The sequence below is a fragment of the Bordetella muralis genome (assembly GCF_054781015.1).
In genome coordinates, this window is sequence record NZ_BAAGVF010000008.1 from 572,805 (window position 1) to 596,417 (window position 23,613).

Annotated in this window: 22 protein-coding genes and 1 pseudogene; 11 read left to right on the forward strand and 12 right to left on the reverse strand. The window is 55.4% G+C overall.

The window, feature by feature from the left end:
* The first annotated feature begins 15 nt into the window (after positions 1 to 15).
* Entirely contained in the window at positions 16 to 1,584 is a 1,569-nt protein-coding gene (locus tag ACYVIT_RS20385) for a sulfatase-like hydrolase/transferase (protein ID WP_415804300.1), read from the forward strand.
* A 213-nt stretch (positions 1,585 to 1,797) separates the two neighbouring features.
* On the opposite strand, the pseudogene ACYVIT_RS20390 reads toward ACYVIT_RS20385, so the two are convergent.
* Positions 1,798 to 1,913, reverse strand: a pseudogene (locus ACYVIT_RS20390) (2-dehydropantoate 2-reductase N-terminal domain-containing protein); the annotation flags it as partial.
* Positions 1,910 to 3,286 carry an MATE family efflux transporter gene (locus ACYVIT_RS20395; protein ID WP_415804821.1) on the reverse strand — a complete coding sequence of 459 codons (1,377 nt, stop codon included), beginning with the start codon at positions 3,284 to 3,286 and terminating at the stop codon, positions 1,910 to 1,912. The pseudogene ACYVIT_RS20390 and the gene ACYVIT_RS20395, both read right to left, overlap by 4 nt.
* A 220-nt stretch (positions 3,287 to 3,506) precedes the next feature.
* Between ACYVIT_RS20395 and ACYVIT_RS20400 the strand changes: the two genes are divergently transcribed.
* The gene (locus tag ACYVIT_RS20400) at positions 3,507 to 3,974 is read left to right on the forward strand and encodes a MarR family winged helix-turn-helix transcriptional regulator (protein WP_415804301.1); all 468 of its coding nucleotides are present in this window, start codon (positions 3,507 to 3,509) and stop codon (positions 3,972 to 3,974) included.
* 151 nt (positions 3,975 to 4,125) lie between these two features.
* Here the strand turns inward: ACYVIT_RS20400 and ACYVIT_RS20405 are convergent, their stop codons facing one another.
* From ACYVIT_RS20405 to ACYVIT_RS20420, 4 genes are all read right to left on the reverse strand, one after another.
* Positions 4,126 to 4,746, reverse strand: a complete 621-nt coding sequence (locus ACYVIT_RS20405) for an NIPSNAP family protein (RefSeq protein ID WP_415804302.1) — start codon at positions 4,744 to 4,746, stop codon at positions 4,126 to 4,128.
* Between the two features lie 29 nt (positions 4,747 to 4,775).
* On the reverse strand, positions 4,776 to 5,546 hold the full coding sequence (locus ACYVIT_RS20410; protein ID WP_415804303.1) for an SDR family NAD(P)-dependent oxidoreductase: 771 nt from the start codon (positions 5,544 to 5,546) through the stop codon (positions 4,776 to 4,778).
* 212 nt (positions 5,547 to 5,758) lie between these two features.
* Positions 5,759 to 7,057 (reverse strand): MFS transporter, encoded by a 1,299-nt coding sequence (locus ACYVIT_RS20415; RefSeq protein WP_415804304.1) that lies wholly within the window; start codon positions 7,055 to 7,057, stop codon positions 5,759 to 5,761.
* Between the two features lie 76 nt (positions 7,058 to 7,133).
* Positions 7,134 to 7,688 carry a 2,4'-dihydroxyacetophenone dioxygenase family protein gene (locus tag ACYVIT_RS20420; protein WP_415804305.1) on the reverse strand — a complete coding sequence of 185 codons (555 nt, stop codon included), beginning with the start codon at positions 7,686 to 7,688 and terminating at the stop codon, positions 7,134 to 7,136.
* 196 nt (positions 7,689 to 7,884) lie between these two features.
* Between ACYVIT_RS20420 and ACYVIT_RS20425 the strand changes: the two genes are divergently transcribed.
* Entirely contained in the window at positions 7,885 to 8,790 is a 906-nt protein-coding gene (locus ACYVIT_RS20425; protein ID WP_460478284.1) for a LysR family transcriptional regulator, read from the forward strand.
* A 46-nt stretch (positions 8,791 to 8,836) separates the two neighbouring features.
* On the opposite strand, the gene ACYVIT_RS20430 is transcribed toward ACYVIT_RS20425, so the two are convergent.
* The 4 genes from ACYVIT_RS20430 to ACYVIT_RS20445 are packed head-to-tail and all read right to left on the reverse strand — an operon-like array spanning position 8,837 to position 10,236.
* On the reverse strand, positions 8,837 to 9,268 hold the full coding sequence (locus tag ACYVIT_RS20430) for a hypothetical protein (RefSeq protein ID WP_415804307.1): 432 nt from the start codon (positions 9,266 to 9,268) through the stop codon (positions 8,837 to 8,839).
* A gap of 49 nt (positions 9,269 to 9,317) precedes the next feature.
* On the reverse strand, positions 9,318 to 9,542 hold the full coding sequence (locus ACYVIT_RS20435) for a DUF2798 domain-containing protein (RefSeq protein WP_415804308.1): 225 nt from the start codon (positions 9,540 to 9,542) through the stop codon (positions 9,318 to 9,320).
* Between the two features lie 59 nt (positions 9,543 to 9,601).
* Positions 9,602 to 10,021, reverse strand: coding sequence for an ester cyclase (locus ACYVIT_RS20440; protein WP_415804309.1), 420 nt, complete (start codon positions 10,019 to 10,021; stop codon positions 9,602 to 9,604).
* Between the two features lie 41 nt (positions 10,022 to 10,062).
* Complete coding sequence (locus ACYVIT_RS20445; RefSeq protein WP_415804310.1) at positions 10,063 to 10,236, reverse strand: hypothetical protein; 174 nt, start codon at positions 10,234 to 10,236, stop codon at positions 10,063 to 10,065.
* A gap of 331 nt (positions 10,237 to 10,567) precedes the next feature.
* On the opposite strand from ACYVIT_RS20445, the gene ACYVIT_RS20450 reads away from it, so the two are divergent.
* The 7 genes from ACYVIT_RS20450 to ACYVIT_RS20480 all read left to right on the forward strand — a co-directional run bounded on the left by ACYVIT_RS20450 (position 10,568) and on the right by ACYVIT_RS20480 (position 16,094).
* Positions 10,568 to 11,305, forward strand: a complete 738-nt coding sequence (locus tag ACYVIT_RS20450; RefSeq protein WP_415804311.1) for an SDR family oxidoreductase — start codon at positions 10,568 to 10,570, stop codon at positions 11,303 to 11,305.
* A gap of 34 nt (positions 11,306 to 11,339) precedes the next feature.
* Positions 11,340 to 11,495 carry a hypothetical protein gene (locus tag ACYVIT_RS20455; RefSeq protein ID WP_415804841.1) on the forward strand — a complete coding sequence of 52 codons (156 nt, stop codon included), beginning with the start codon at positions 11,340 to 11,342 and terminating at the stop codon, positions 11,493 to 11,495.
* Positions 11,496 to 11,525: 30 nt separating this feature from the next.
* Positions 11,526 to 12,164: an HD domain-containing protein gene (locus ACYVIT_RS20460; RefSeq protein WP_415804312.1), complete on the forward strand. Its 639-nt coding sequence runs from the start codon at positions 11,526 to 11,528 to the stop codon at positions 12,162 to 12,164.
* 63 nt (positions 12,165 to 12,227) lie between these two features.
* Complete coding sequence (locus ACYVIT_RS20465) at positions 12,228 to 13,673, forward strand: catalase (protein WP_415804313.1); 1,446 nt, start codon at positions 12,228 to 12,230, stop codon at positions 13,671 to 13,673.
* Positions 13,674 to 13,938: 265 nt separating this feature from the next.
* Entirely contained in the window at positions 13,939 to 14,781 is an 843-nt protein-coding gene (locus tag ACYVIT_RS20470) for an alpha/beta fold hydrolase (protein ID WP_415804822.1), read from the forward strand.
* A 108-nt stretch (positions 14,782 to 14,889) separates the two neighbouring features.
* Positions 14,890 to 15,624, forward strand: a complete 735-nt coding sequence (locus ACYVIT_RS20475; RefSeq protein WP_415804314.1) for a response regulator transcription factor — start codon at positions 14,890 to 14,892, stop codon at positions 15,622 to 15,624.
* Positions 15,625 to 15,659: 35 nt separating this feature from the next.
* Positions 15,660 to 16,094, forward strand: coding sequence for a response regulator transcription factor (locus ACYVIT_RS20480; protein ID WP_415804315.1), 435 nt, complete (start codon positions 15,660 to 15,662; stop codon positions 16,092 to 16,094).
* A gap of 2 nt (positions 16,095 to 16,096) precedes the next feature.
* Here ACYVIT_RS20480 and ACYVIT_RS20485 read toward each other — a convergent pair whose 3' ends face one another.
* Positions 16,097 to 21,283 carry a trifunctional serine/threonine-protein kinase/ATP-binding protein/sensor histidine kinase gene (locus ACYVIT_RS20485; protein ID WP_415804316.1) on the reverse strand — a complete coding sequence of 1,729 codons (5,187 nt, stop codon included), beginning with the start codon at positions 21,281 to 21,283 and terminating at the stop codon, positions 16,097 to 16,099.
* A 636-nt stretch (positions 21,284 to 21,919) separates the two neighbouring features.
* Here ACYVIT_RS20485 and ACYVIT_RS20490 point away from each other — a divergent pair.
* On the forward strand, positions 21,920 to 22,885 hold the full coding sequence (locus ACYVIT_RS20490; RefSeq protein ID WP_415804317.1) for a Bug family tripartite tricarboxylate transporter substrate binding protein: 966 nt from the start codon (positions 21,920 to 21,922) through the stop codon (positions 22,883 to 22,885).
* 99 nt (positions 22,886 to 22,984) lie between these two features.
* On the opposite strand, the gene ACYVIT_RS20495 is transcribed toward ACYVIT_RS20490, so the two are convergent.
* Positions 22,985 to 23,488: a nuclear transport factor 2 family protein gene (locus ACYVIT_RS20495; protein WP_415804318.1), complete on the reverse strand. Its 504-nt coding sequence runs from the start codon at positions 23,486 to 23,488 to the stop codon at positions 22,985 to 22,987.
* Between the last annotated feature and the right edge of the window lie 125 nt (positions 23,489 to 23,613).

The window sequence follows — 23,613 nt, forward strand, 5'->3', positions numbered from 1 at the left end:
AGGGGCAGGTATTCCATGAGCAAGATCCAGAACGTGCTGTTCATCATGGCCGATCAGCTGCGGGCCGATCACTTGGGCAGCTACGGGCATCCGTACCTGCGCACGCCCAACCTGGACGCGCTGGCGGCGCGTGGCATGCGCTTCGAGCAGGCGTTCGTTAATTCGGGCGTGTGCGGGCCATCACGCATGAGCTATTACACCGGGCGCTATCCATCCAGCCACGGCACGACCTGGAACCGCGTGCCGCTGTCGGTGAGCGAGGTCACGCTGGGCGAGCACCTGGCCAGCCGCGAGCGCGATATGGTGTTGATCGGCAAGAGCCACGTCATCCCTGATCAGGCCGGCATGCAGCGATTGGCCATCGACGGCGGCTCGGAACTGGGCACCTTGCTGGCGCGCGGCAGTTTCCGCGAGGCCGACCGCTATGACGGCCACCACGAGCCGGGAGATGAAAGCGGGTATCCGGCGTTCCTGCGCCGCCATGGCTACGATTCGCCCGATCCGTGGTCGGACTACGTGATTTCCGCGGTGGGTGCCGACGGACAAGTGGTCAGCGGGTGGCACATGCGCAATGCGCACCTGCCCGCGCGGGTCAGCGAACCGCATTCGGAAACCGCCTACACCACCGACTGCGCCCTGGATTTCATGCGCAAGCGCGGCTCGCAGCCCTGGGCCCTGCACCTGAGCTATGTAAAGCCGCATTGGCCCTACATGGCGCCCGATCCCTACCATCGTATGTATCGCAGCGACCAATGCCTGCCGGTGGTGCGCAACCAGCAGGAGCTGGCCAGCGCGCATCCGGTGCTGCAGGCCTATCGCCAGCATGAAGAAAGCCAGAGCTTCGCTCGTGAGGAATGCGTGCGCACCGTGCGGCCGGTCTATCAGGGGCTGATCACGCAACTGGATACCCACCTGGGCCGGCTGTTTGACTACATGGAAGGCGCCGGGCTGATGCGCAACACGCTGGTGGTGTTTACTTCCGACCATGGCGATTTCCTGGGCGACCACTGGCTCGGCGAGAAAGAGCTGTTCTACGACACCGTGCAGCGAGTGCCGCTGATCATCATGGACCCGAGCGCCGCGGCCGAGGGCACGCGCGGTCAGGTGTGCCGGCATCTGGTGGAAAGCGTGGACATCACGCCGACCATCCTGCAGGCGCTGGACGTGCCGCAAGCCGGCCACCTGCTCGAGGGGCGTGCCCTGCAGCCGCTGCTGCATGGCGCACCGGAAGGCATGCCGTGGCGCGCCGCAGCGGTGTCTGAACTGGACTACAGCTTCCGTCAGGCTCGGCTCACGCTGAGCAAGACGCCGCAGCAGTGCCGTGCGTGGTCAGTGCGCACCGACCGATGGCGCTACGTGTACTGGCGCGACGAGCCCGAGCAACTGTTCGACCTGCAAAGCGATCCTAACGAGTTCGAGGACCTGGGCGCCAGCCAGTCCCACGCCGCCGTGCGCGCCGAGATGCGGCAGCATTTGCTGGACTGGTCGCTGCGTAGCAAGCGGCGCACTACCATGTCCGACGAGGCGGTTGAGCGGTCCACCAATGCGCACAAGCGGGCGGGCATTTACTTTGGGCAGTGGTGAGATGACCTCGGCCAACAAGGCAGCTCAAAATTCTATTCTCACTGCTTGAGGATCAGTATTGTGTCAACTCTGACAACTAGTTGGGTCCTTGAAAGAGAGAGCCGAATGCCTCTGCATAGATTATTCCAGTAGGTCGACCCAAGGAGTCGATAAACTCGTCCGTTTGATCGCAGATCGCGAGTTGCTTATCTAACGCAAAAATATAATGCCTGACGCGAGCAGCGCCGCGCGCCTGGGCCGAACCAGGAAGCTCACCAGGGCGCCGGCCTGTAGCAGGCGCGCGCCATAGTAGCCACCGATGCGCCAGCTCCGACGACCAGAATTCTCATGATGTTCTCCAGGGATTGAGTGGCGTCTGTGCCGCTGCCGGCTGCTTGCCACCTCCAGCGAACCGGGGGTACCAGCGCCACACCGAGCCGACGACACACACCCCATACAAGGTCATGGCGATCGCGCCGGTTGCGAAGAACCCTGCCAGGGACCCGGTCCAGGCCAGCAGTGCCCAGCCCAGGCCTGCAAAAATCAGCAGACGCACTGCGCCGGCGAGCAGCGGCCATTTCAACTGTCCGGCACCTTGCGAGGCGAAGTAGAGCGAGAAGCCCATCGCGAAAAAGCCATAGAAAGGACCGACGATGCGCAAGTACTGTGCTCCGGTCTCCAACAGGTGTGCGTCCGTGCCGAACAGACGCAACCAGGCCTCAGGCCAACACGCGGCGACGATGCCCAGGAGGGAACCCAGGCCGAACGCGATCGCTCCGCCGGTCAGTGCGATCCGCCGCGCCCGTTCGTGTTGGCCGGCACCGATATTGGCTCCCACCATGGCCACCAGCGGCGCTCCTAGTCCGAAGGCAATTGGGATCAGCAGGTACTCCAGCCGGGCGGCGGTGGCGTAGCCTGCCAGCGCTGCCGTTCCCGCATGGGCACCAACGATCGCAGCCGTGAGCGCGATCAGACTGTTGGTTAGCACAGGATTTAGGCAGGCTAGACCACCGATAGTGAGGATGCTGCGCATCGGCCCCCAGTGCAGCGGCCCCGATGCAAGCCGGGCAGCGTTGCGTCCACTAGCGCAGTACCACCCCAGCAACAGCGTACCGGCGGCATAGTAGGCAACCAGTCCCCAGGCGCCACCGACAACGCCCAGCGGCGGCAAGGGACCGATGCCAAAGATCAGCACAGCCGAGACCGGTATCAACACCAACGCGCCGCCGCAAATGACGGCCCCAGGCACCAGCATATTGCCGGTGCCGCGCACCACGCTGGCCAGTGCATTCATGATCCACATCAGCGGCAGCCCGAAGAACAACACATGCCCGTAGTCAAGCGCGGCCTGCAATGCGGCGTCCCGAGCGCCCAGAAAGTGAAACAGCGGTTGGCTGAACGACAACAGCGCCACTGTGAAGATCAACCCGATCAGCGCATTGAGCGCCACCGCGTGACGCGCGAGCGAATCCACCATGGCCGCGTTGCCTGCGCCCAGGGTTCTGGCAACGGCAGCCGAGATGCCCCCACCCATGGCGCCCTGCGACATGTTCTGCATCAGCATCAGCACTGGCACGACGACGGCAACCCCGGCCAGAACATCCGTACCCAGCTTGGCCAGCAGCCATACCTCGACAAGCCCGGTCGATGCCTGCGCCAGCATCATCAGGATATTCGGCCAGCTCATCCGCACCAATGTGGGAAGGATAGGCGCATGCAGAATGCGCTGGAGTCGAAGATTGGCGGCGGGAGGTGGATGGATCGAGGTCACGGCATCGATGGGCAGCGCGCTATCGCATTCGCCACCAACTATTTGTATATGCAATTATTTATAATTTACTTGCATATGCCCGTATGATCAAGATGAATTACAGTGACATGTGACCGGGCCTGTTGCGGCCCTTAACGTTTCCGGGCTAACGCACGGGCGAACAGACTTCAACATGACTCAGGCCAGTACCAAGGATCCCCTCGTTTGCAATGGCGTTGCGCTGCGCAAGGCAACTCGCCGCGTGACTCAGCTCTACGATGCCGCGCTGGCGCCTTGCGGGCTGACGGTTTCGCAACGCTCCGTCCTCCTCCACATCCAGCGGCTCGGGGGCCGTCCGACCATGAGCGAACTGGCTCAGGCAATGGTATTGGACCGCTCAGCGTTGGCCCGCAATATCAAGCCATTGGAGCGCGACGGCTACGTCATGCAGAAGCCCAATGCGGCCGATGGACGCAGCAGGTTGATCGAGGCCACGCCGAGCGGGCTTGCCAAGCTGGCCGAATCTAACGCGTTGTGGCGCAAGGCGCAGCGACGTTTCGAGGAAGTCTACGGGTTCGACCAGGCTGCCGCATTGCGCGTCGCGCTGGCCAAGATCTACTCGGATGAATTCGCTCAGGCGTTTAACCGGACGCCCCTGTAAGCCGTACAGTGACACCAGTTACTTCGCGGACGGGGTCCGCGGAGATGCAGAGCGCGCAGACCAATCGGCAACTGCTTCATCGCCTCGGCCGAGATCGTTTAAGTCTGTGGAGTCGTTTTTTGAGTGGTCATGGATGTCTCGATGAGCGGGTTTATTTCACGGGAGAAATACTGATCGGCAGCAGCAGCGTCGAATCAGTTGCAATAAACGTCGCGCCGAATTCTTTCCACCAGTGCTGCTGATGGCTTGTCTGCATCGCATCGGCCAATCGATCTTCATAGGTTGCGTACGCCACCAGCTCACAAATCTCGTTCGGCTGAGGCGTCTCACAGCGCCACAGCCCTATCCGGGAGGCGCCATCGGAGAGTGGTCGCAGACTTACGGCCTCTGCCCCTTCCCTGTATTTACCAACTTCGGTGCGATAGAGCCGAGCCTCATAGAGCTTGTGCGGTTTCTCGACAAAGTCGTAATCCACTAGGGGAATCATGAATCGCACATCCTGGATTTGCATGGTGGGCCAGGCGTGCGCAATGAATTGCCCCATCCAGTCCTTGCGCTCGAACAATTCCTTTCGATCAGCCTGGCGCTGATCAAGAGAGGAGTATTCCCAAATGTGGTGTACTTGATGCAGCGAGCCGAACTCGCTATACCAGAATCCAATTAATCGGCCGTATTTGTCCTGCCGAATAGGCTGGACGACAGATTCCGCCAATTCCAGATAGCGCGCCAAGCTGCCTGGATGTAAGGTGTAAGTGCGATATTCATGAATCACTTTTGTCTCCTATTTATTTGAATCTGCGTCTAGCTGGCCAGATAGCCGCCGTCGACCGCAAGGACGTGCCCAGTCACCATTCGAGACGCGGGTGAGGCCAGATAAAGAACGGCTGCCGCCACATCCTGTGTTTCGGCGAATTGCCGCATCGGCATCAGTTTCAGCAGTTCCGACGAAACCTTGGGATCGTCCAGCAAGGCCTTGGTGAACTCTGTTCTTACCCACGTCGGTGCGATGGCGTTGACGCGAATCTTCATGTGCGCCCATTCGACCGCGAGAGCCCGCGTGAGATTGATCAAGCCGCCTTTGCTGGCGTGATAGGACGCAATGGGATAAGCCCCGCCGCCTGAAACCCCCATGATCGAGGCCAGATTAATGATCGCACCGCCGTCGCGCATGTGACGAGCGGCTTCGGTTGAACAGACAAAGGCGGCATTGAGGTTGACGTCCATGACCTCTCTCCACTCCGCCAGTGTGGTATCCAACGCCGGCACCCTTCGGACGAGCGCGGCATTGTTTACCAGGACATCAAGACGTTGATGCTGGGTGAGCACGCTGGCAAATGCTTGTTTGACTTGCTCGGGCGACGTGATATCGCACTCCAGGGCCATGGCATTGCCGCCTTGATCTTCCACCTTCCGCTGCCCTTCTTGTGCAGCGGCGAGATTTCTATCAAGCAGGGCGACTGTTGCTCCCGCGCTCGATAGCAAGAGCGCAGAGGCCTGCCCTATTGCGCCGCCACCGCCCGTGATGGCTACGACTTTGCCTTTAACTGTGAAAAGCGCGTCAAGTGTTGTCATCCTTATGTCCGTCCTCTTTATGTTTATCTTGCGCTGTTCTTCCTATGCCTCACGTACCTGCCCATGCGGCATCGCTAGTGAACTGTATGACAGCCTTCGTAATCCGTAAAATCGATAATTTGTATATCAGCCATACTCTTTCGATATGGATTCTCCTCTGAAATTCATATCTCTTAACTCACGGACAATAGCACCGCTTCGCATAGACTCCATCAGTCCAACGTCTTTCCTCGCGTTTCGGGCATTTCGATGAACGAGTACAGACTGATTGCGGCCCCAGCGCACACATAAACTAGAAACCAGGACTCTAAATTAATGCTCTGCAACCAAGCCATCAGGTATGGCGTCGTCCCACCGAGAAGTGCGATGACAACGTTATAGAACGCTCCTATACCGACCGCGCGCACCTCGGTGTTGAACAGCTCTGCCATCATCGCCGGTGCTATGGAGGCGTACAAACCATAAGCTAACAACCCGAAGCATTCGACCAGGAGCACTGACCAGAATCCGGACCCCACCGAGTTCACTACGGGGTACAGGAAGAAAAGATACGCGCAAGCGAACGCGATCAACTGTGGTTTGCGTCCAAAACGATCGGAGAATCTGCCGAAGAAGGGCAACGCGCACATGAAGATGGCGATACTGACCGTGCTCGCCCTGAAGGCGACTTCCGGCGTCGCGCCGCCACGTTGAATGGCATAAATAGGAAGGTAGCTGACGAACAGGTAGAAACTAAATGCAGGCAACACGCTGGTACCGATCAGCCGCAGCACCGCTGGTCGATGATGGCGCCATATCCATCGCAGTGATCGCTTGGGGATTTCCCCCTTGTTCGCCATATCCTTATACGCTTGCGTTTCGTCGACGTTTCGCCTCAACCACAGTCCAATGAGTGACGCGAGCCCTCCAATTAGAAACGGTATGCGCCAGCCAAATAACTCCATCTGGGTGCGATTCAGGTTATTTGTCAGCACCCATGCGATACCTGAGGCTATGAGCAGGCCGAGGGCGATGCTTAGAAATAAAAAGCTGCCATAGAATCCTCTGCGTTTAGCAGGTGCTGATTCAGTTAAAAAAGTAGTGGCAGCGCCATACTCTCCGCCCACGGATAGCCCCTGGGTCATTCGTGCCAGTACCAACAGAATCGGCGCGAAGACGCCGATCTGGCTGTATGTCGGCAGCAATGCGATAACCAATGATGGCACCGCCATCAGGAGGATCGACAGGGTGAGCGCACTACGTCTTCCATGGCGATCAGAGAAGGTGCCAATCAGCCACCCACCCAGTGGACGCATGAAAAACCCGATGGCAAAGACCGAGAAAGTGGCCAGAAGTGCGACGGTTGTGTCTTGGCTGGGGAAGAACTGATTGCTGAAATAGATGGCGAATACCGTGTAGATTGTCCAGTCGAACCATTCCACGGTATTGCCAATGCTGCCGGCAAATATTGTTCTGGCTATACTGCGCCGGCGCGTTCGTCCGGGCGTCAAGTAACCGATTTCGGCGTCCATTTGTTGTCTCTGCTTTTTATGGTAGTAAAGGGCTCCATTCACGGAGCCATGCGTGTTCTAAGCCGTCCCGGCCGGCTTATCGGAGAATTCGATCCAAAATACGTTGATCCAGCCCCTGTTCTTCGTAATGCTGACGAGCGGCTGCAAGCTTGGTGAAGACATCCTCATGACCGATGATGTCTTGACCGTCCAGATAGATATATCCAGATGTGTTGTGGAACCACGTGATCATCTCGGAAATATCCTCGGGCACCACCAGGGTGTGCGTCTCTCCCGGCGGCTCCATAATGAATGAACCTTCGGAGTAGACCTCTGGATGCTCGAGATAAAACCAACGTCCTTTCAAAACGTGCGCGTGGACCGCGCCGAGGTGTTTATGGCAGGACAGTACGCCGGATTTGCGTACGCGTAGCAAGTTAACGTAGTAGCCCTGGGTCACACCAAGACAGAGCGGAAGAAACCAAACGCCTTCGGCCTGAGGTACCCAGTACGCGTCATGGACATGCATAGGATCCTGAATGAAAATGTCGTGTCGTGCGTCCGGGGGCATTGGATCGACAGCGGCCACCACACCCCGGGGGTTGTGAAATTCTCGCGAAAAATTTGATGTTGTAGTAACGGGATAAGTCATGTCTCTACATTCTTGAGATTGATGGGGTAACTGAACGCCGCTCGATTTTCTGAGCGCGCATTGACAGAGACATAAGTGTGTTTTTAATCGCCCTGAAACTCTACATTCGTGTGGAAAAGTATGTATTCCGTTTGTTCACAGCTCTCCCCTATCAACGAGCGCCGAACAACAAGAAATCTATTTTCGGAGGCTAGAATTGGATCATCACGCCGAGCTCGCCGCGTTCGTCCAGGCCGCACGCGATAGAAGTTTTTCTGCTGCGGCGCGACACCTTGACCTGACGCCATCAGCGGTCAGCAAACTCGTTTCGCGTTTGGAAAATCGCCTTGAAGTCCGCTTGTTCACACGACAGGCGCGGGCAGTTTTGCTCACAGAGGAGGGGCAGTCTTACCTGCCCACTGCGCAGGCCGCTGTGGATGCCATGGCAGCAGCGCTCGAACACGGGACCGCGTTGCGCGACACGATATCGGGGACGCTTCGTATCCACACCATGCTAACTTTTGCTAGGCATCAGGTGGTTCCATGGCTGCCTGAATTTCTCCAGCGTTATCCAAATCTCAAAGTGGATTTGATGATTGGGCCACAGTATGTAGATGTCTTTGACGACGGCGTGGACATTGCGATTCATAGCGGCCCCCTGCCCGACTCCACATTAATTGCCAGAACCATTGCCGCGAGCCGTTGGATAACTTGTGCCTCGCCATCCTATCTAGCTAAACGCGGCATACCGCGACATCCTCAAGATCTGAGTTCGCATAGCTGTATAGGATTCACCTTCAAAAGCGATTGGAACGTGTGGCCATTTACCAATCCCATGGCTGAAGCCATTCATGTGCGGCCCGCCTACGCCATTACCACTACCCAGGGCGAGGTCGCACGCGACCTCGCCCTGGACGGTTTCGGGATCGTTCGACTAGCTGAGTTCCATATTGGCACTGATCTGCTGAACGGCAGGCTAATCCCCGTGCTAACCGACTATCAGGACCCGTGCAAAGAGCCCATCCAGTTGATCTATCCCAGCCGCAAAAACATTAGCCCGAGGATTCGGGCATTCTGCGATTTTTTGCAAAGTAAAGTCGCCCAGCAAAACTGGGCCAAATAGCCGACCAGCCCCATCTGATGATCCGGGTAGGCCGTCGGGTCCGCGTCTATAACAGTGCAGAATACTTGATCGCTCGCTGGGTAAACGTGCCGACTTGCGAAACATGTGGATCGAAATGGAGCACCAGCGCACCTGGTACGGCATAACCTATTTCAGCCGCGACTTGGTGGCCAATGCCTCTGCGTTCGATGACGTTGACCTCGTTTTCTTTGCCCCATTGGCGGGTCTCTTCGTGAAAGTCTGCTTCCTGTGGGGTGGCGGCCGGAATCATATGGTCGATGAAAATTCCGAACCTCTCAGGTTCGGCCAGCTTCCGCGACCCAGAAATAACTTTAATCTGCTTAAAGTACACGTCGGTATAGCCGGGGAAATCATACGCCAACACAAAATCTGGTTTGACCATGATCTCGTCGCCAACGCTGACTGCTGGAAGCGCCGCCGCACGCGCAAGTATTTTCTCGGTGATTGTGTGTCCCATTCGTCTATCCCTGTTGTATGGCTTCGCAGCCGGCATAATTCGCCGAGGCTCAGTTCGTCATCCAATGAGCAAGCTTACGGATAACGGGGGAGGCCACTAATGCAAGAGGAAGCATTACCGTCCAGGAAACCACATAGGCATGTCCCCAATGACTGACGAAGCTCCCCTCTGAATAGAATGGAGCACTGGAGATGGCCGAAGCAATGCAGCACGTCAGTCCTGACTGTATTGCGCTAAATACGAAGTGGCTGTATCGATTGGGGACTTTCAACATGGCACTGAGGCTTCCTGGGCAATGTCCATCCGGCGTACCTTATAGGGTCGAGCTATGTATCAGGTCTTGTTGGAAGCCAAATTCCTATGGACTTCGAGCGCGTTGCGCTCGACCCAGTTATGCTGAAGCAGGCCATCATCTCGAACGTGGATGATCGCAGTACCCGTCATGTGAATGGGCGATTGACAGGGTTCGAATCCCATGAGCCCATTGTTCTTGCCCGTCACAACCCACCGGGTCACAACGCGGTTTCCTTCTTCATTCTGAAAAATCTCGAGCACTTCAAATTTAAAGTCGTTAATCGAGTCGAGAAACTGACGTACCCAGGCTTTGAACTCCTCGCGTGGGCCAATCACCACGCCACCAGACGTGATGTGAAAATCCTCTGCCACCAGATGGTCGGCGGCCGCTGGATTCTTCTCACTCCATACCTTTTGCCAAAACTCGTTAACGATTTCGGTGGGTTTCCGGACAGTCATATTATTTCTCCCGCTGCGCTGATTTGGATCTCAGATAAAGGTCAGGTGCGCCATTTCCGTCCAGCGCGTCCACCCAGGGGAAGACCGGCGCCCGTGAGCTGGCACTCATCGTGGCCAGCATCACAGACAAAGTTAACAACTGTTTTTTCATAGTTAATCTCGATCAGTAAAAGCTGGAAAAGCTGGAAAAGCTGGAAAAGCTGGAAAATCATCATTGACAATCATGTCAACGATCAAACGTTAATTATTTTTGACAGATATGTCAATCAATATTTGAGCGACATGAATTTTCCGCACCTTAGCTGCCGTGACCCCCGAGGTGCCTTCCGTAAATCACATGGACTACTCTTCGAAACTACTAAATTCCGATTAGTAGGTGCGTCGTATTGTGCGGACCCGATGGCACTTTGAGTTCCATCCCGTTACGACACTTGTTGGTCTACCTCGGGTCTCTGATCCAGCATTGATATACGCATGTATGATTTCGCGGGTTCGGCCTTATAGGCAGAATGCCTTCACTGACTCCAAACTGAGAAGGCAACGGAAATGGCTGATCATTGCAAGACCGCAGTTGTGACGGGCTCCTCGCGAGGGATTGGCGCTGCGATTGCCGAGCGTCTAGCAAAAGACGGCTTCAATGTCATTGTCAATTTTTCCGGGAGTCCGGCCCCGGCAGAGAACCTGGTCGCAAAGATTGAGAAGGAAGGGGGCAAGGCACGGAGCTTCAGGGCTGATGTGAGCGATCCTGTCGCCGTCGCTCGGTTGTGGGATGTGGCGGAAGCGGCGTTCGGGGGGGTTGATGTATTGGTCAACAACGCCGGCATCATGAGGCTAGCTACGATCGCCGAGAGCGACGATGGCCTCTTCAATCAGCAAATCTCAATCAATTTGAAGGGCACGTTCAACATGCTCCGTGAGGCCTCACGGCGCCTGAATCAGGGCGGAAGCATCGTCAATCTGTCTACCAGTCAGACGGCGATGTTGCATCCTACCTATGGCGTGTATGCCGCGACAAAGGCCGCGATTGAAGCCATGACCACCATTCTCGCGAAGGAAATGAGGGGACGGAGCATCACCGTCAACGCCGTAGCGCCCGGCCCGACGGGAACCGCGCTGTTTTTTGACGATCGGCCCCAGGAAGTCATCGATCATTTCGCAAAACTGGCTCCGCTGGAGCGCATTGGCAGCCCAGCGGAAATTGCCAATGTCGTGTCATTCCTCGTGGGGCCTGACGGCGCCTGGATAAATGGGCAGACATTGCGAGCCAATGGCGGAATCATCTGATTACCGAGATCTTTGTTGTGCAAGGAGTCTGTCCATGTCTAAGAACATCATCCTTATTACGGGTGCATCCAGCGGCTTCGGGCTACTCGCCGCGCAAGCACTCGCCCTCTGGGGCATTGAGACGACGGTCGTCGTGCCTGGGGCCTTCACCAACGGCACCAACCACTTTGGGATTAAGTGGTCCTTTTAAGTCTCACCTATCTTTCATAGGATTCGTCACATGTCCGATATCAACTTTGCAAGAATCCCCGACAGCCAGCTCGCTCGGGAAATCAAAGAACTCGTCCGTGCCACCGAAAATGACCTGTTGTTCAATCATTCCTGCCGAGTCTATCAATTCGCTGCTTTGGCAGGAAAACGCCGCGGCATTAAATTCGATGAAGAGCTGCTCTACGCGGGCGCGATGTTTCATGATATGGGCTTGGTACCTGCTCATAGCAGTATCGATAAACGCTTTGAAGTCGATGGTGCCAATGTCGCCCGCGATTTTCTAAGCAGTCACGGCATTGCGAAATCCGATGTGGACACGGTATGGACTGCCATAGCATTACATACGACGCCTGGCATCCCTGAATATATGGACCCCGTTATTGCGCTGCTGACCGCTGGCGTAGAAATGGACGTTCTGGGCTTTGCGTACGATGAATACTCTGATGCCCAGCGAGATGCAATTGTGCATGCGTTTCCCAGGCCAGTACATTTCAAAGAAGACATTATTCAGGCTTTCTACGACGGTATCAAACATAAGCCGCACACGACGTTCGGCAACGTCAAGGCCGATGTGCTCGCCGATAAAGACCCGCAGTTCAAGCCTGCCAACTTTTGCAACCTCATCCGATGTTCGCACTGGCATGGCTGACGCACCCTGCCCCATCTTCGCTCTGCGGCGACGTGCTCAACAGAGCTGTTAGGAGTAATCTCCATGAACGACAAATCCAAATATCTGACCCATGCGACGGGCGCGCCTGTTAGCGACAACCTTAATATCCAGACGGCAGGTCGGCGCGGCCCAGCACTCTTGCAAGACGTCTGGCTGATCGAGAAGCTCGCTCACTTTGATCGCGAGGTGATTCCGGAACGCCGAATGCATGCAAAGGGGGCCGGGGCCTTTGGTACGTTTACGGTCACGCATGACATTACACGGTATACCAAAGCGAAAATTTTCTCCGAGATAGGCAAGCAGACGCCAATGTTCGCGAGATTCTCGACCGTCGCTGGTGAGCGTGGCGCTGCCGATGCCGAGCGCGACATTCGTGGCTTCGCCCTGAAGTTCTATACGGAGGAGGGAAACTGGGACATGGTGGGCAACAACACGCCTGTGTTCTTTTTCCGAGATCCTCTGCGTTTCCCTGACCTGAATCACGCGATTAAGCGGGATCCCCGCACCGGACTGCGCAGTGCGAACAATAATTGGGATTTCTGGTCGCTTCTTCCCGAAGCCTTGCATCAGGTCACCATTGTGATGAGCGATCGTGGTATCCCGAAAAGCTTCCGGCACATGCACGGCTTTAGCAGCCATACGTATAGTTTTATCAATGCCGCTAATGAACGTGTCTGGGTCAAGTATCACTTTCGCACGCAGCAGGGCATCGAGAACTTAAGCGATAGACAGGCGCAGGACCTGGTCGGCAAGGATCGTGAATCACATCATCGGGATCTGTTTGAGAGCATCGAAGCGGGCAACTTTCCGCGATGGACCATGTTTATTCAGGTGATGACCGATGCGCAAGCCAAGGCCTTTCCCTATAACCCGTTTGATTTGACCAAGGTCTGGCCGAAGGCGGACTATCCGCTGATTGAGGTGGGCTATTTTGAGCTCAACCGCAACCCTGAAAACGTATTTGCTGACGTGGAGCAAGCGGCATTTTCGCCGGCACATGTAGTACCCGGCATCAGTTTTTCACCCGACAAGATGCTGCAAGCCCGATTGTTCTCGTATGGTGATGCTGCCCGCTATCGCTTAGGCGTGAACCATCATCTGATCCCTGTCAACGCGCCGAGGTGTCCCTACCACAGTTATCACCGCGATGGAGCGATGCGCACCGACGGCAATATGGGGAGTACGCCGAGCTACTACCCCAATAGCGCAGGTGAATGGACCGACCAACCGGCGCTAAATGATCCACCATTGGATATCGACGGCGCGGCTGATCATTGGGACCATCGCATGGATGACGATTATTTTCGTCAACCCGGGGACCTGTTTCGAATCATGAGTGCTAATGAAAGACAGTGCCTGTTTGAGAATACCGCCCGAGCACTCGAAGGCGTAGCAGAAGATATTCAAGAGCGGCATATCACTAACTGTTCCAAGGCAGATCCCGCCTATGGCGCCGGTGTCCGCGAAGCCTTATCGCGACTCGCCTGATACCGGTAGATTGGTTGAAAGCCGCCCGGACTCTTAGCCCGTTCACGTTGATTACGGAGTCAGAGGAATGAACACAGCCTTATTAGAACATCCGCCGCATGCCATGAGCGGACCTTTATCAAGTGACCATTCAGTGCCGTCCATGGATCTTTCGCGGCGGGCCTTTATAGCGGGAACGGTAGGCGTCTTGGCCGGTGCCTACCTTCCAACGATGGCGGTAGCAAAGACAACATCTCATCATCAACCCTCAGAGGGAGCGGTAACCATGACCAGCGGATTTATTCACACTAAAGATGGCGCCGAGATTTTCTATAAGGATTGGGGCCCGAAGACGGCACAGCCTATTGTTTTCCACCACGGCTGGCCCCTTTCGTCGGACGACTGGGACACTCAGATGCTGTACTTCCTGGCCAACGGCTACCGCGTCGTAGCCCATGATCGTCGAGGTCATGGTCGCTCGTCACAGATCGCGACTGGGCATGATATGGACCACTACGCCGCCGACGCAGCGGCGGTCGTCGAATTTCTTAAACTGAGCAATGCCGTCCATATTGGCCATTCTACGGGCGGGGGGGAAGTCGCACGCTACGTGGCAAAGTTTGGCCAGCCGCAGGGGCGGGTTGCGAAGGCCATTCTGGTCAGTGCGGTTCCGCCATTGATGGTCAAGACTGATAGCAATCCGCAAGGAACCCCGCGGTCGGTGTTTGACGGCTTTCGCACAGCATTGGCTGCCAATCGAGCAGAATTCTTTCGCGCGGTGGCGTCTGGTCCATTTTATGGCTTTAACCGACCTGGCGTGGCCGTTTCTCAGCCCATCATCGACAATTGGTGGCGGCAGGGCATGATGGGCAGCGCGCTCGCTCACTACGAAGGTATCAAAGCATTTTCCGAAACCGACCAGACCGCTGATCTCGAAGCGCTTACTGTTCCGACGTACATTATTCAGGGAGACGACGACCAAGTCGTGCCGTACACGGATGCCGCGCTCAAGCAGGCCGAGCTGGTCAAGAATGGGACGTTGAAGATATATAAGGGCTTCTCGCACGGCATGCTGACGACCAATGCGGATACGATTAATCCCGATCTCTTGGCGTTTGTGCGCGCATAAGCGCGCGGGGTCTTGACGGCTTGTCGAGATCCGCTTAGCTTGTGAAGGCATAGCGATAGCGATGGTTACGGCGGGCGAGACGCACCGCTTCCCGATAAAGGAACGAGCGTGGTGGAAATTGTCGAAACAAGTTTGGTATCGGAATGTGCTCGCGGCACCAATGCCGATATGCCGAATGATAACCGGTCGCTATCGTCAGCCACTGCGCCGACAGGGGTCGTCCTCATTGTCGAGGACGATCTTTCGATCCGAGATGCGCTGCGGCGGCTGTTTCAGGCGGTCGGGGTGGACGTGCGGACTTTTGGCTCAGCGACCGAATTGCTCCAGAGCAAACTGCCGGACGAAGCAAGCTGCTTGGTTCTCGATATTCGCCTTCCCGGTCGAAGTGGTCTCGATTTGCAGCTAGAACTTGAAAAAGCCGGCAGCCAGATTCCCATCATCTTTATGACAGGTCATGGCGATATATCGATGTCGGTAAGGGCGATGAAAGCTGGAGCGTCAGATTTTTTGACCAAACCGTTTGGCGACCAGGAGCTGTTGGACGCCGTTGCTGCGGCGTTGGGCCGCGACCAAGAGCGACGAACGGCGATGAAGGTCAATGAAGGGCTGCAACTGCGATTTGGCTCGCTCAGCCCTCGTGAGCGTGAGGTGATGGGGCTGGCAACTGACGGACTCATGAACAAGCAAATCGCGTGGGAACTCAACATTAGCGAGATCACGGTGAAGATTCATAGAGCGCGCGTGATGAAGAAAATGGGAGCGCGATCGCTCGCCGAACTGGTCCGTATGTATGATAGCGTCAAGACAACAGACTGTGACCGTCGTTCGATGCGACGTGAATAAGCCTATCAAAGTATCGCTTCCATTACCTTGCAGCAATGGTGGTGCAACCACAATCCGGATTTTCGTCGGATGACAATGGGGCAGGTTCCTTGCACGACATACCGAAAAAAAGTGTTGTCGCCATTGTTGATGATGACGATTCTGTGCGCAGTGCCATGAGCAAGTTGCTACGGCTTGAGGGCTATGAGGTGCACGGTTTCGCCACCGCCGCCGATTTTCTGAAATCGTCTCAGATCTTTCGCACCCAGTGTTTGGTATCGGACATCCGAATGCCGGGTAGCAACGGCCTGGAATTCCACGCTCGCCTACTCGCTTTGGGCCACCACATTCCCACGATCTTCATGACAGGCTTTCCCGAAAATAAGTCACGCGAACGCGCCTTGGCTGCCGGCGCACGGGGATTTCTGATAAAGCCGTTTGACGGCGCATTGCTGATCCAACTGATCGAAGAGGCGTTGGGCGAGGCATAAGGCTATTCTGCGGCAGGTAGCGTAAATTGGAAAGTTACGCCGTGCGGCTGGCTCGGGCTCGCCCAAATCTTTCCGCCATGAGATTCGATGATGGAACGGCAGATTGAAAGGCCCATACCCAAACCAGAGGGCTTGGTCGTAAAAAACGCGTCGAAGGCCTCGTCAAACAGTTGGGACATTAAACCTGGGCCAGTGTCTCGAACTGTCACCGAAACTCCTGGTTCCTGAGTCGCCACCGTGCGGATGAACAAATGCCGTGGGCCAGATTCGCTCGTGCTCATTGCCTCGAATGCATTAACAATGAGATTCAGCATGACCTGTTGTAGTTGAACCTTGTCGCCCCTGACCATCGGCAAGCTATCGCCGAGTTCGGCCAATATCGAGATGGTCTTGTACTTTGCCTCGGATTGCGTTAATTCGATGACTTCTTGAATGGGCTCATTGATCTCCAGCAAATCGTCGCTGGCGGGCGAGTTCTTGATCAGGTTGCGAATGCGTGTGATGATGTCACCGGCCCGATTTCCATCTTTGATAATGCTTTTAAGCGCATCTGAGATTTCCCGTTGATCGGGTTTTGCGTTTTGCATCTCGCGCAACGCAGCTTGAGCATTAATGACAGTCGCGGTAATAGGCTGATTGATTTCGTGCGCGATGGAGCCAGCCAATTGGCCCATGGTAGACCTCCGGTTTGCATGTGCCAATTCTATCTGCACGCTTCTATAGCGCTGCTCGTTCTCGCGTGCCCGTGCTTCGGCGTGCTTCAAGTCCGTCAGATCAAGAATATAGGCTACGCCCTGGTTCGGCGTGCTCTCAAACACCGCAGCACCGATAAGTACAGGTACGCGGCTACCATCTTTTCTGAAAAACTCTTTCTCGCGTGCCCGCATAGCACCCGTTGACTGCAGTTCTTGAGCTTCAGATTGCAAGTGGACCGCTTGCCAATCTGGAGGTGTCATATCGAACCATCTGAGTCCTGCCTGCAGATCTGCGCGGTCATATTGCAACATGTTCAGGAATGCGTCGTTCGCGTCTATGATACGACCGTCAAGGTCCCAGATCAGGATACATATAACGTCTGATTGCACCAACCGCTGTATTCTCGATTCGCGTTCTTCGATATCACGATACAGGCGCGTATTCTCCAACGATATCGCAGCTTGTAAAGCGACAAGTTTGAGAATGGCCAGTTTGTCAGTGGTAAATACTCGTGCTGCTAGATTGTTTTCGAGATAAAGCAGTCCGATCAACCGTGTACGGTTAATCAATGGCAGACACAGCAGCGATCGTACGCGATTCTGGTTGAGGTATGGATCGTCCGAGAACGTGTTAGGAGCACTCGCGTCGTCAAGAATTACGCTTTCTCCCAGGCGCGTGACATATCGCAACACGGATTCCGGAACAGCGTTAAGGACGCCAGCGGGGTGCTCGGTCTGAACCTCAATAGCTTCTTCTCTGATCGTGGCATGCGCGACCATCTGATAGTTCTCGGCATCCATCAGCAACAGTACGGCCTTCTCAGCCCCTGCGTGCTCCATGGCGGTGCGCATTAGCGTGTCGATGAGCCGATCATGGATGGTCTCACCCGATATCGCTTGGGAGACCTTGATTACGGTATCGAGTTCAAGTCGGGCTGTTGGCGACGGGGAGCGTGTGCCTGTGGTTTCCAGTCGCTCCAGCGTTTCAGGAAAACGGGCCTCGAGCTGTGTAACCTTTGCCATGGCACCCCACCGCAAATAACAATGTCGGCTCTCACGAATATAGGTCCGTGCAATCGATTGAAAGCCGATTTCGGTATAGAAATCGGCCGCCAACTCATTGGCAATCGCTTCGTGGTGAATAAAGCCATGTGCCCGTGCGCATTCCACTGATCGCTCGTACAAGTGCATGGCATCAAGCGTACGTCCCTCGCTCCGGGCAATCTCGGCCGCAACCAACGCCGCGCGGTCTTCGAAATTTTCAGGCGTGTTTTCGGCCCATTGCGCAAGTTGGTGGTGGTGTTGCAAGACAGACTGATTGTGTTGGGTGCTCTCGGCAGTGTCATCGTTGTAGGATAGGGCGGCGTGAGCTAACGCCGAGTAAAAATGGTACTCGACTCTTTCCAAGGACGACGTGGAGGTCCAGAGTAAAGGGGCGGCGCTCGAGGCTGCATGCAAGGCCGCATGAAAATCGCCAGCTAGATAACGCGCTTGCAGTTTGCGTATCCAATACCAACAACTGGCGATAGCGTGTCCTTGCAGCTGGAGTTCGTAGGCCGGCTCATTAAACTCAATGCTATCGAAGTGCCCCAAGACGGGTAAGGCACCCCGCAACATACGGATCAACTGCAACTGTGGAATGATCAGTTCGGCCACGTAGCGGAACCCGTGTTCCCGCGCATACGCAAGGCCGAATTCCGCTCGGCGCTCGACAAAGTCGAGCGTCTCGCCGCAGGCCAAAAGAGTCGACACAGAGTTGCAGCAACTATAACCGGCAAAGGTCACATCGCCGATGTCGTTAGCCTGCTTGAATGCCTGCTCTAACAAGGGCAGACCGTCGCGGCAATGACGTGTCCATGGGTTGACATGGGCGCCAAACAGAAGATAGGCACGTGCTTTGAACCGCTCAATCGCACGTTGATCCACCAGATCTAAGCCAAGTTGGGCGAACCGGAATCCCGTTTTGTAGTCGCCCAAGTATGGGCCGAGCACCACCCCCGCCCAGACATACGCTGCACAGGCTCCATCGCTGCTCCCATACTCCAAGCTCAGATTCACCATACGGCATACGCTGAGACATAGCAGGTTGTCATCGTACGCCAGTGCTGCGGGCGCCAACTGCAGCAGTACTTCCATCGTGGCGCAGGCTGTCGATTGCGTCATCGGCGGCAATTCGCGCAGCGTGTCTATAGGACGGGTCCGCAGTCGCCGACGTAATCGCTGGTGCTCGCGCCAGACGTCTTGACTGGAGGGGTGGTCGGACCAATCACAACCCGTGTGCCGTAGATAGTCGACCGCCACTGCCACGGCACGGCCGTGCTGTCCCTTGGTAACATAGATCTCTCCTCGTAGGCACGTGACTGCCGACGACTCAGCGTTGGTCAATGCGCGTTCGTGCAACGCCGCTAGGCGTGGGCCGGCATAGGCCAGCTCACCCGTCACGAACTCGCATTCGGCGAGATGAAACTCCAGTGCAAAGGATAACTCTCTGTGTGTAGCCCAGGTTTGCGCATTGATAAGTGCGGAACCCGCCTGGAAATAGTTCAGGGCCGATGCATAGGCTACCGAGGCTTTCGCACGCCTTCCAGCGATTAGGTTCAGTTCGGCGAGTTTCACGCGTTCGTCGCTACGGACGATCAACTCGACCGCATAGTTTAGTTGGTTGACGATATCGAATATCGAGCCTTCGCGCTGGTCCGTCGGCGTATGGCGCAGCAGGAGCCTGCCGATGCGCAGCTTTGCTTGCGCTAGCATCGGCTCTGGCACACGCGAGAGCGCGGCTTCCTGGACCCGGTCATGGGAAAAGCGGTAGCCTTCGGCGTTGCGATGTACTAATTCTTGGCGCCTGGCGGGCCATAGCAAGGCATCCACTCCTTCGATATCGACTTCGAATATCCACGACAGTGTGGTCATGTTGGCAGCATTGCCGATGCAGGCAAGTAGGCGTAGTGCGTCGTGGCATGCGTCAGGCAAGCGTCCCAGCTTGGCAATCATGAGCTCGACGACATTCTCGGTGTGCCGCTGGGTACTGATACGATCTGCATCCCAAACCCATCGCATCCGATCGTGATCAAACGCGATGAGCGAATTCTCCGCCAGCATCGTCAAGAACTGAATAACAAAGTATGGATTTGCGCCGGTTTTACTGCGTATGAGCTCCGCTAGTTTGCCTACTTCTCGGCTCGCGGTCCGCAGGGTTTCCGACAGCATCATCACCAGGGGATCGTGCTTCAATGGCCCCAGTGTGATCTCGCTCACACGGGTTGCGCCTGCTTTGACCCTTTCGAGCATGCTGAGCAAAGTTTGATTCGAGGCAATCTCGTTATCCCGGTAAGCCCCTATCAGTAGCAGATGCTTTAACTCTGCCCGCAGCACGAGATCTTCCAATAGTTCGAGCGTGGCGGTATCGAGCCACTGCAGATCGTCCAGAAAGATAACCAAGGGATGTTCAGGCTGAGCAAAAACACCAATAAAGCGTTGAAAGACTGAGTGAAATCGAACTTGCGCCTGTAGCAAGGGTAGCGTCGGCGCAGGGGGCTGTGTGCCGATAATGAGTACCAAATCTGGGATGAGCGTGGTGATCAGTTCTCCATGTACGCCCAATGCTTGTAGGAATTGGCTCCGCCATAGTGTTAGCTCTGACTCGTTCTTGCTCAACAGCGAATGAACCAGCGTTTGTAGTGCTTGGATCAGCGTGGCATAGGGAACGTTCTCTTGGTACTGTTCGAATTTTCCTGATGCAAAAAGCGTACGCGAGGGCGTGACGGCCTTACGCATGGCCTCGACCAGTGCCGATTTACCAGTACCCGAATAGCCTGCAATGAGCAGTAGCTCAGGAATACCGGTGCGTGCTACCCGATCCAGACAGTCAATCATCGTCGCTAATTCGCGATCACGCCCATAGAGCTTATCCGGGATAGCTAATTCATCGGGAGTGTCGTCAGCGGCCAGCTCAAATGGCATGATATCGAACGTCGCGATCCAGGCCTTGAGACAGCGTTCCAGGTCGCTGATGATACCTGCCGCGGTTTGATACCGCTCTTGTGGTGTCTTTGCTAGCAGCCGCATGATGATCGTAGAAACCGTCGACGGGACGGTTACCAATCTTTGGCATGGATCTATCGGCCTACGGGCAACATGGCAGTGAATCCACCCACTTGGATCTTCAGCATTAAAAGGTAGCGCGCCGACGACCATTTGATAGAAAATCACGCCCAACGAATAGAAGTTGCTACGTCGGTCAGTCGGCCAGCCCGTTCCGCTCAGTTGTTCGGGCGCTATATAGGCGAGCGTGCTATCGCAATTTTCCGACACGGCCGAGGCGTATGGGCAAGCGACTCGATGCTCCGTCTCGCGCGAGGCGGTTAGTCGAATACCATCATCGGTATGGACAACGATGGTGGAGGGTTGCAGATTGCTATGAACGAGGCCAAGGCGGTGTATCTCCGCCAATGCCCGTGTAATGTCGATGGCGAATGGCAGAAAGCGATCCATTCCCATCGGGCCGTCAATGAGGTCGCGGAGTCGCACACCTCTAGCCGTATGCCCTATGCCATCAGACAATGGCACTCCCTCTTTGTGGATGAGCGTCGCATTACGGTCGCCGCTGTTTGGCATAGGCATAAAGGCTTAAAGCCCTCTCCGGTGTTTGCAGCGTGATGTCTGCTACCTAAACGACGTTTGACGTTTTCGCATTCGGTTTGTGTTCACCTGATTCTAAGAAGTATTGAACCCGCAGTGAAATTTGTAATTCACATGGCTGTCATGCTTTGTGAACATAGCGGGATACCTCGAACCCTGAATCACGAGATCGATCATATGTGCGGACATGTCCGCTTCCATGCTGACCTGACTTTCTGGCTTTCCGCCACAGCCAGAAAGTAATAAAGCTGCCGTGGATCCGCCGTAAATGCTCCTATCAGGGCTTTCGATTTATTCCATATTTCGTCGCTTCTAGCATCCGCCGTTCATCAACCAACATTATCCATGCGTAATAGGCATGACTGAGATAGGTATTATGTATTTTTCATATCATCTCTCGCCATCTACAGTAGCGACGTATGGTTGCGATAGTCGAACAAATTTGTGTAATGCTGCCAACTAAGTCATATAACAACCAGGAGACAGATAATGAGGTTGAAAAAATTAATCAGCTGCGCGACGGCGCTAGTTTTGATGGGTACGGCGGGCGCCGCCTTTGCACAATGGCCAGACAAGCCGGTTCGGATCGTAGTGCCGTACGGGCCAGGCATATCCGTGGATGTAGCGGGTCGTGCATTGGCCCAAGAACTCACCGAGCAGTTAGGCAGTCCGGTTATTGTGGAGAACAAGCCAGGGGTCAGCGGCCAAATCGGCGCTGCGTATGTGGCAAGATCTAAACCTGACGGGTACACCCTGTTATTGGGAGCCAGCGCTACACATGTCGTAAGCCCACACGTCCTCCCCGCACCGGACTATGACCCGATCAACGATTTCGTTCCACTCGCCCTGGTTGCACGCGTGCCGAACATTCTCGTCATTCACCCCTCAATTCCAGCGAAAACGGTCCCCGAGTTCCTGACATACGCCAAAGCCCACCCCGACGAAATGATGTTCGCGAGCTACGGGCAAGGCAGTAATCTCCATCTAGCTGGGGAACTATTGAATCTTCGACTCGGCACGCATATGCAACACATCCCCTATAACTCGACGGCGCTGTCGACCGATTTTGTTGCGGGAAGAATTCAGTGGATGTTTGACAATGCGAATGCGGCAATGCCACTAGTGAAAGCGGGTAAGCTACGAGCACTTGCTGTAGCGAGCGAGGATAAGTTAGCGTCCTTCGGCGATCTGCCCGCTATGTCCGATTTCTTACCCGACTTCTCAGTCAATGCATGGGCACTGCTTTCGGCGCCCAAAGGTACGCCGAGCGATATCGTGGACCGCTTATCGGTTGAGGTAGGAAAGGCCATGCAATCAGCGCGCATGCAAAAGGTGCTGGAAGAGCAATTTCTCGTTCCTGGCCTGCTGACCGGTGCAGACGCAAAAACTTTCCTCGATTCAGAAAATGCAAAGTGGGAAAAGATTGTTAAGGATACGGGCGTAACCGTACAGTAGAATTCGTTGTGAGCGATCCCGACGAACACCAAAAGTACAGGTTTCGCCCGGATCAACTCGACCTCGTACGTAGCACGTCCGAGGATCCCGCAGAGTCCTTTAGTCCTGCAGGAAATCCGGACCGTCGATCACCGCGTAGGTGTTCGTGTACAAGGACTGGTGCCGGCGGGCCTTGATCCGCCATCCTGCCGGCGTCCGCACCCACTCGTCGTGCCAATAGCCAGCATCGATCAGATTTGCTTTTACATCGCGAGCTTCATGACTATGGAAGTGGAACGAAAGTGACTTGGCAGTATCGCCATCAATCGTTACACGGGCCAGCCCTTCGATATGTTGCCAAGCCTTGAATTTCACTTCAAGACCGCCACCCTTCATACCCTTACCGCGCATGAGCTCGCCATATTCTTGAAGGTCATAGGTCTTCAGGCCCAGGCTACTCAAATCGATTTTCGCATCCGGCGTGAAAAGGTCGTTCCATTGTTCCAGAACATTCTTGTTTTCCGCACCAGCCTGATGAAGGTCCTGACCAAGGCCATAAAGGGAAACCTTATCTTCAATCTCAATGCGATCGAGCAAATAACGGACATCTTTTTCAAGAGACATGATATGTACCTCTGTTGGTTGGAGTAGGTTCAGATTAGGGCTTTACGCCCCAGCAATCGATGCCGTGAGAGGCAATAGATTGTTCCCTCCCGACGCAACATTCCATGGTCTAGTTCATTGGTGCC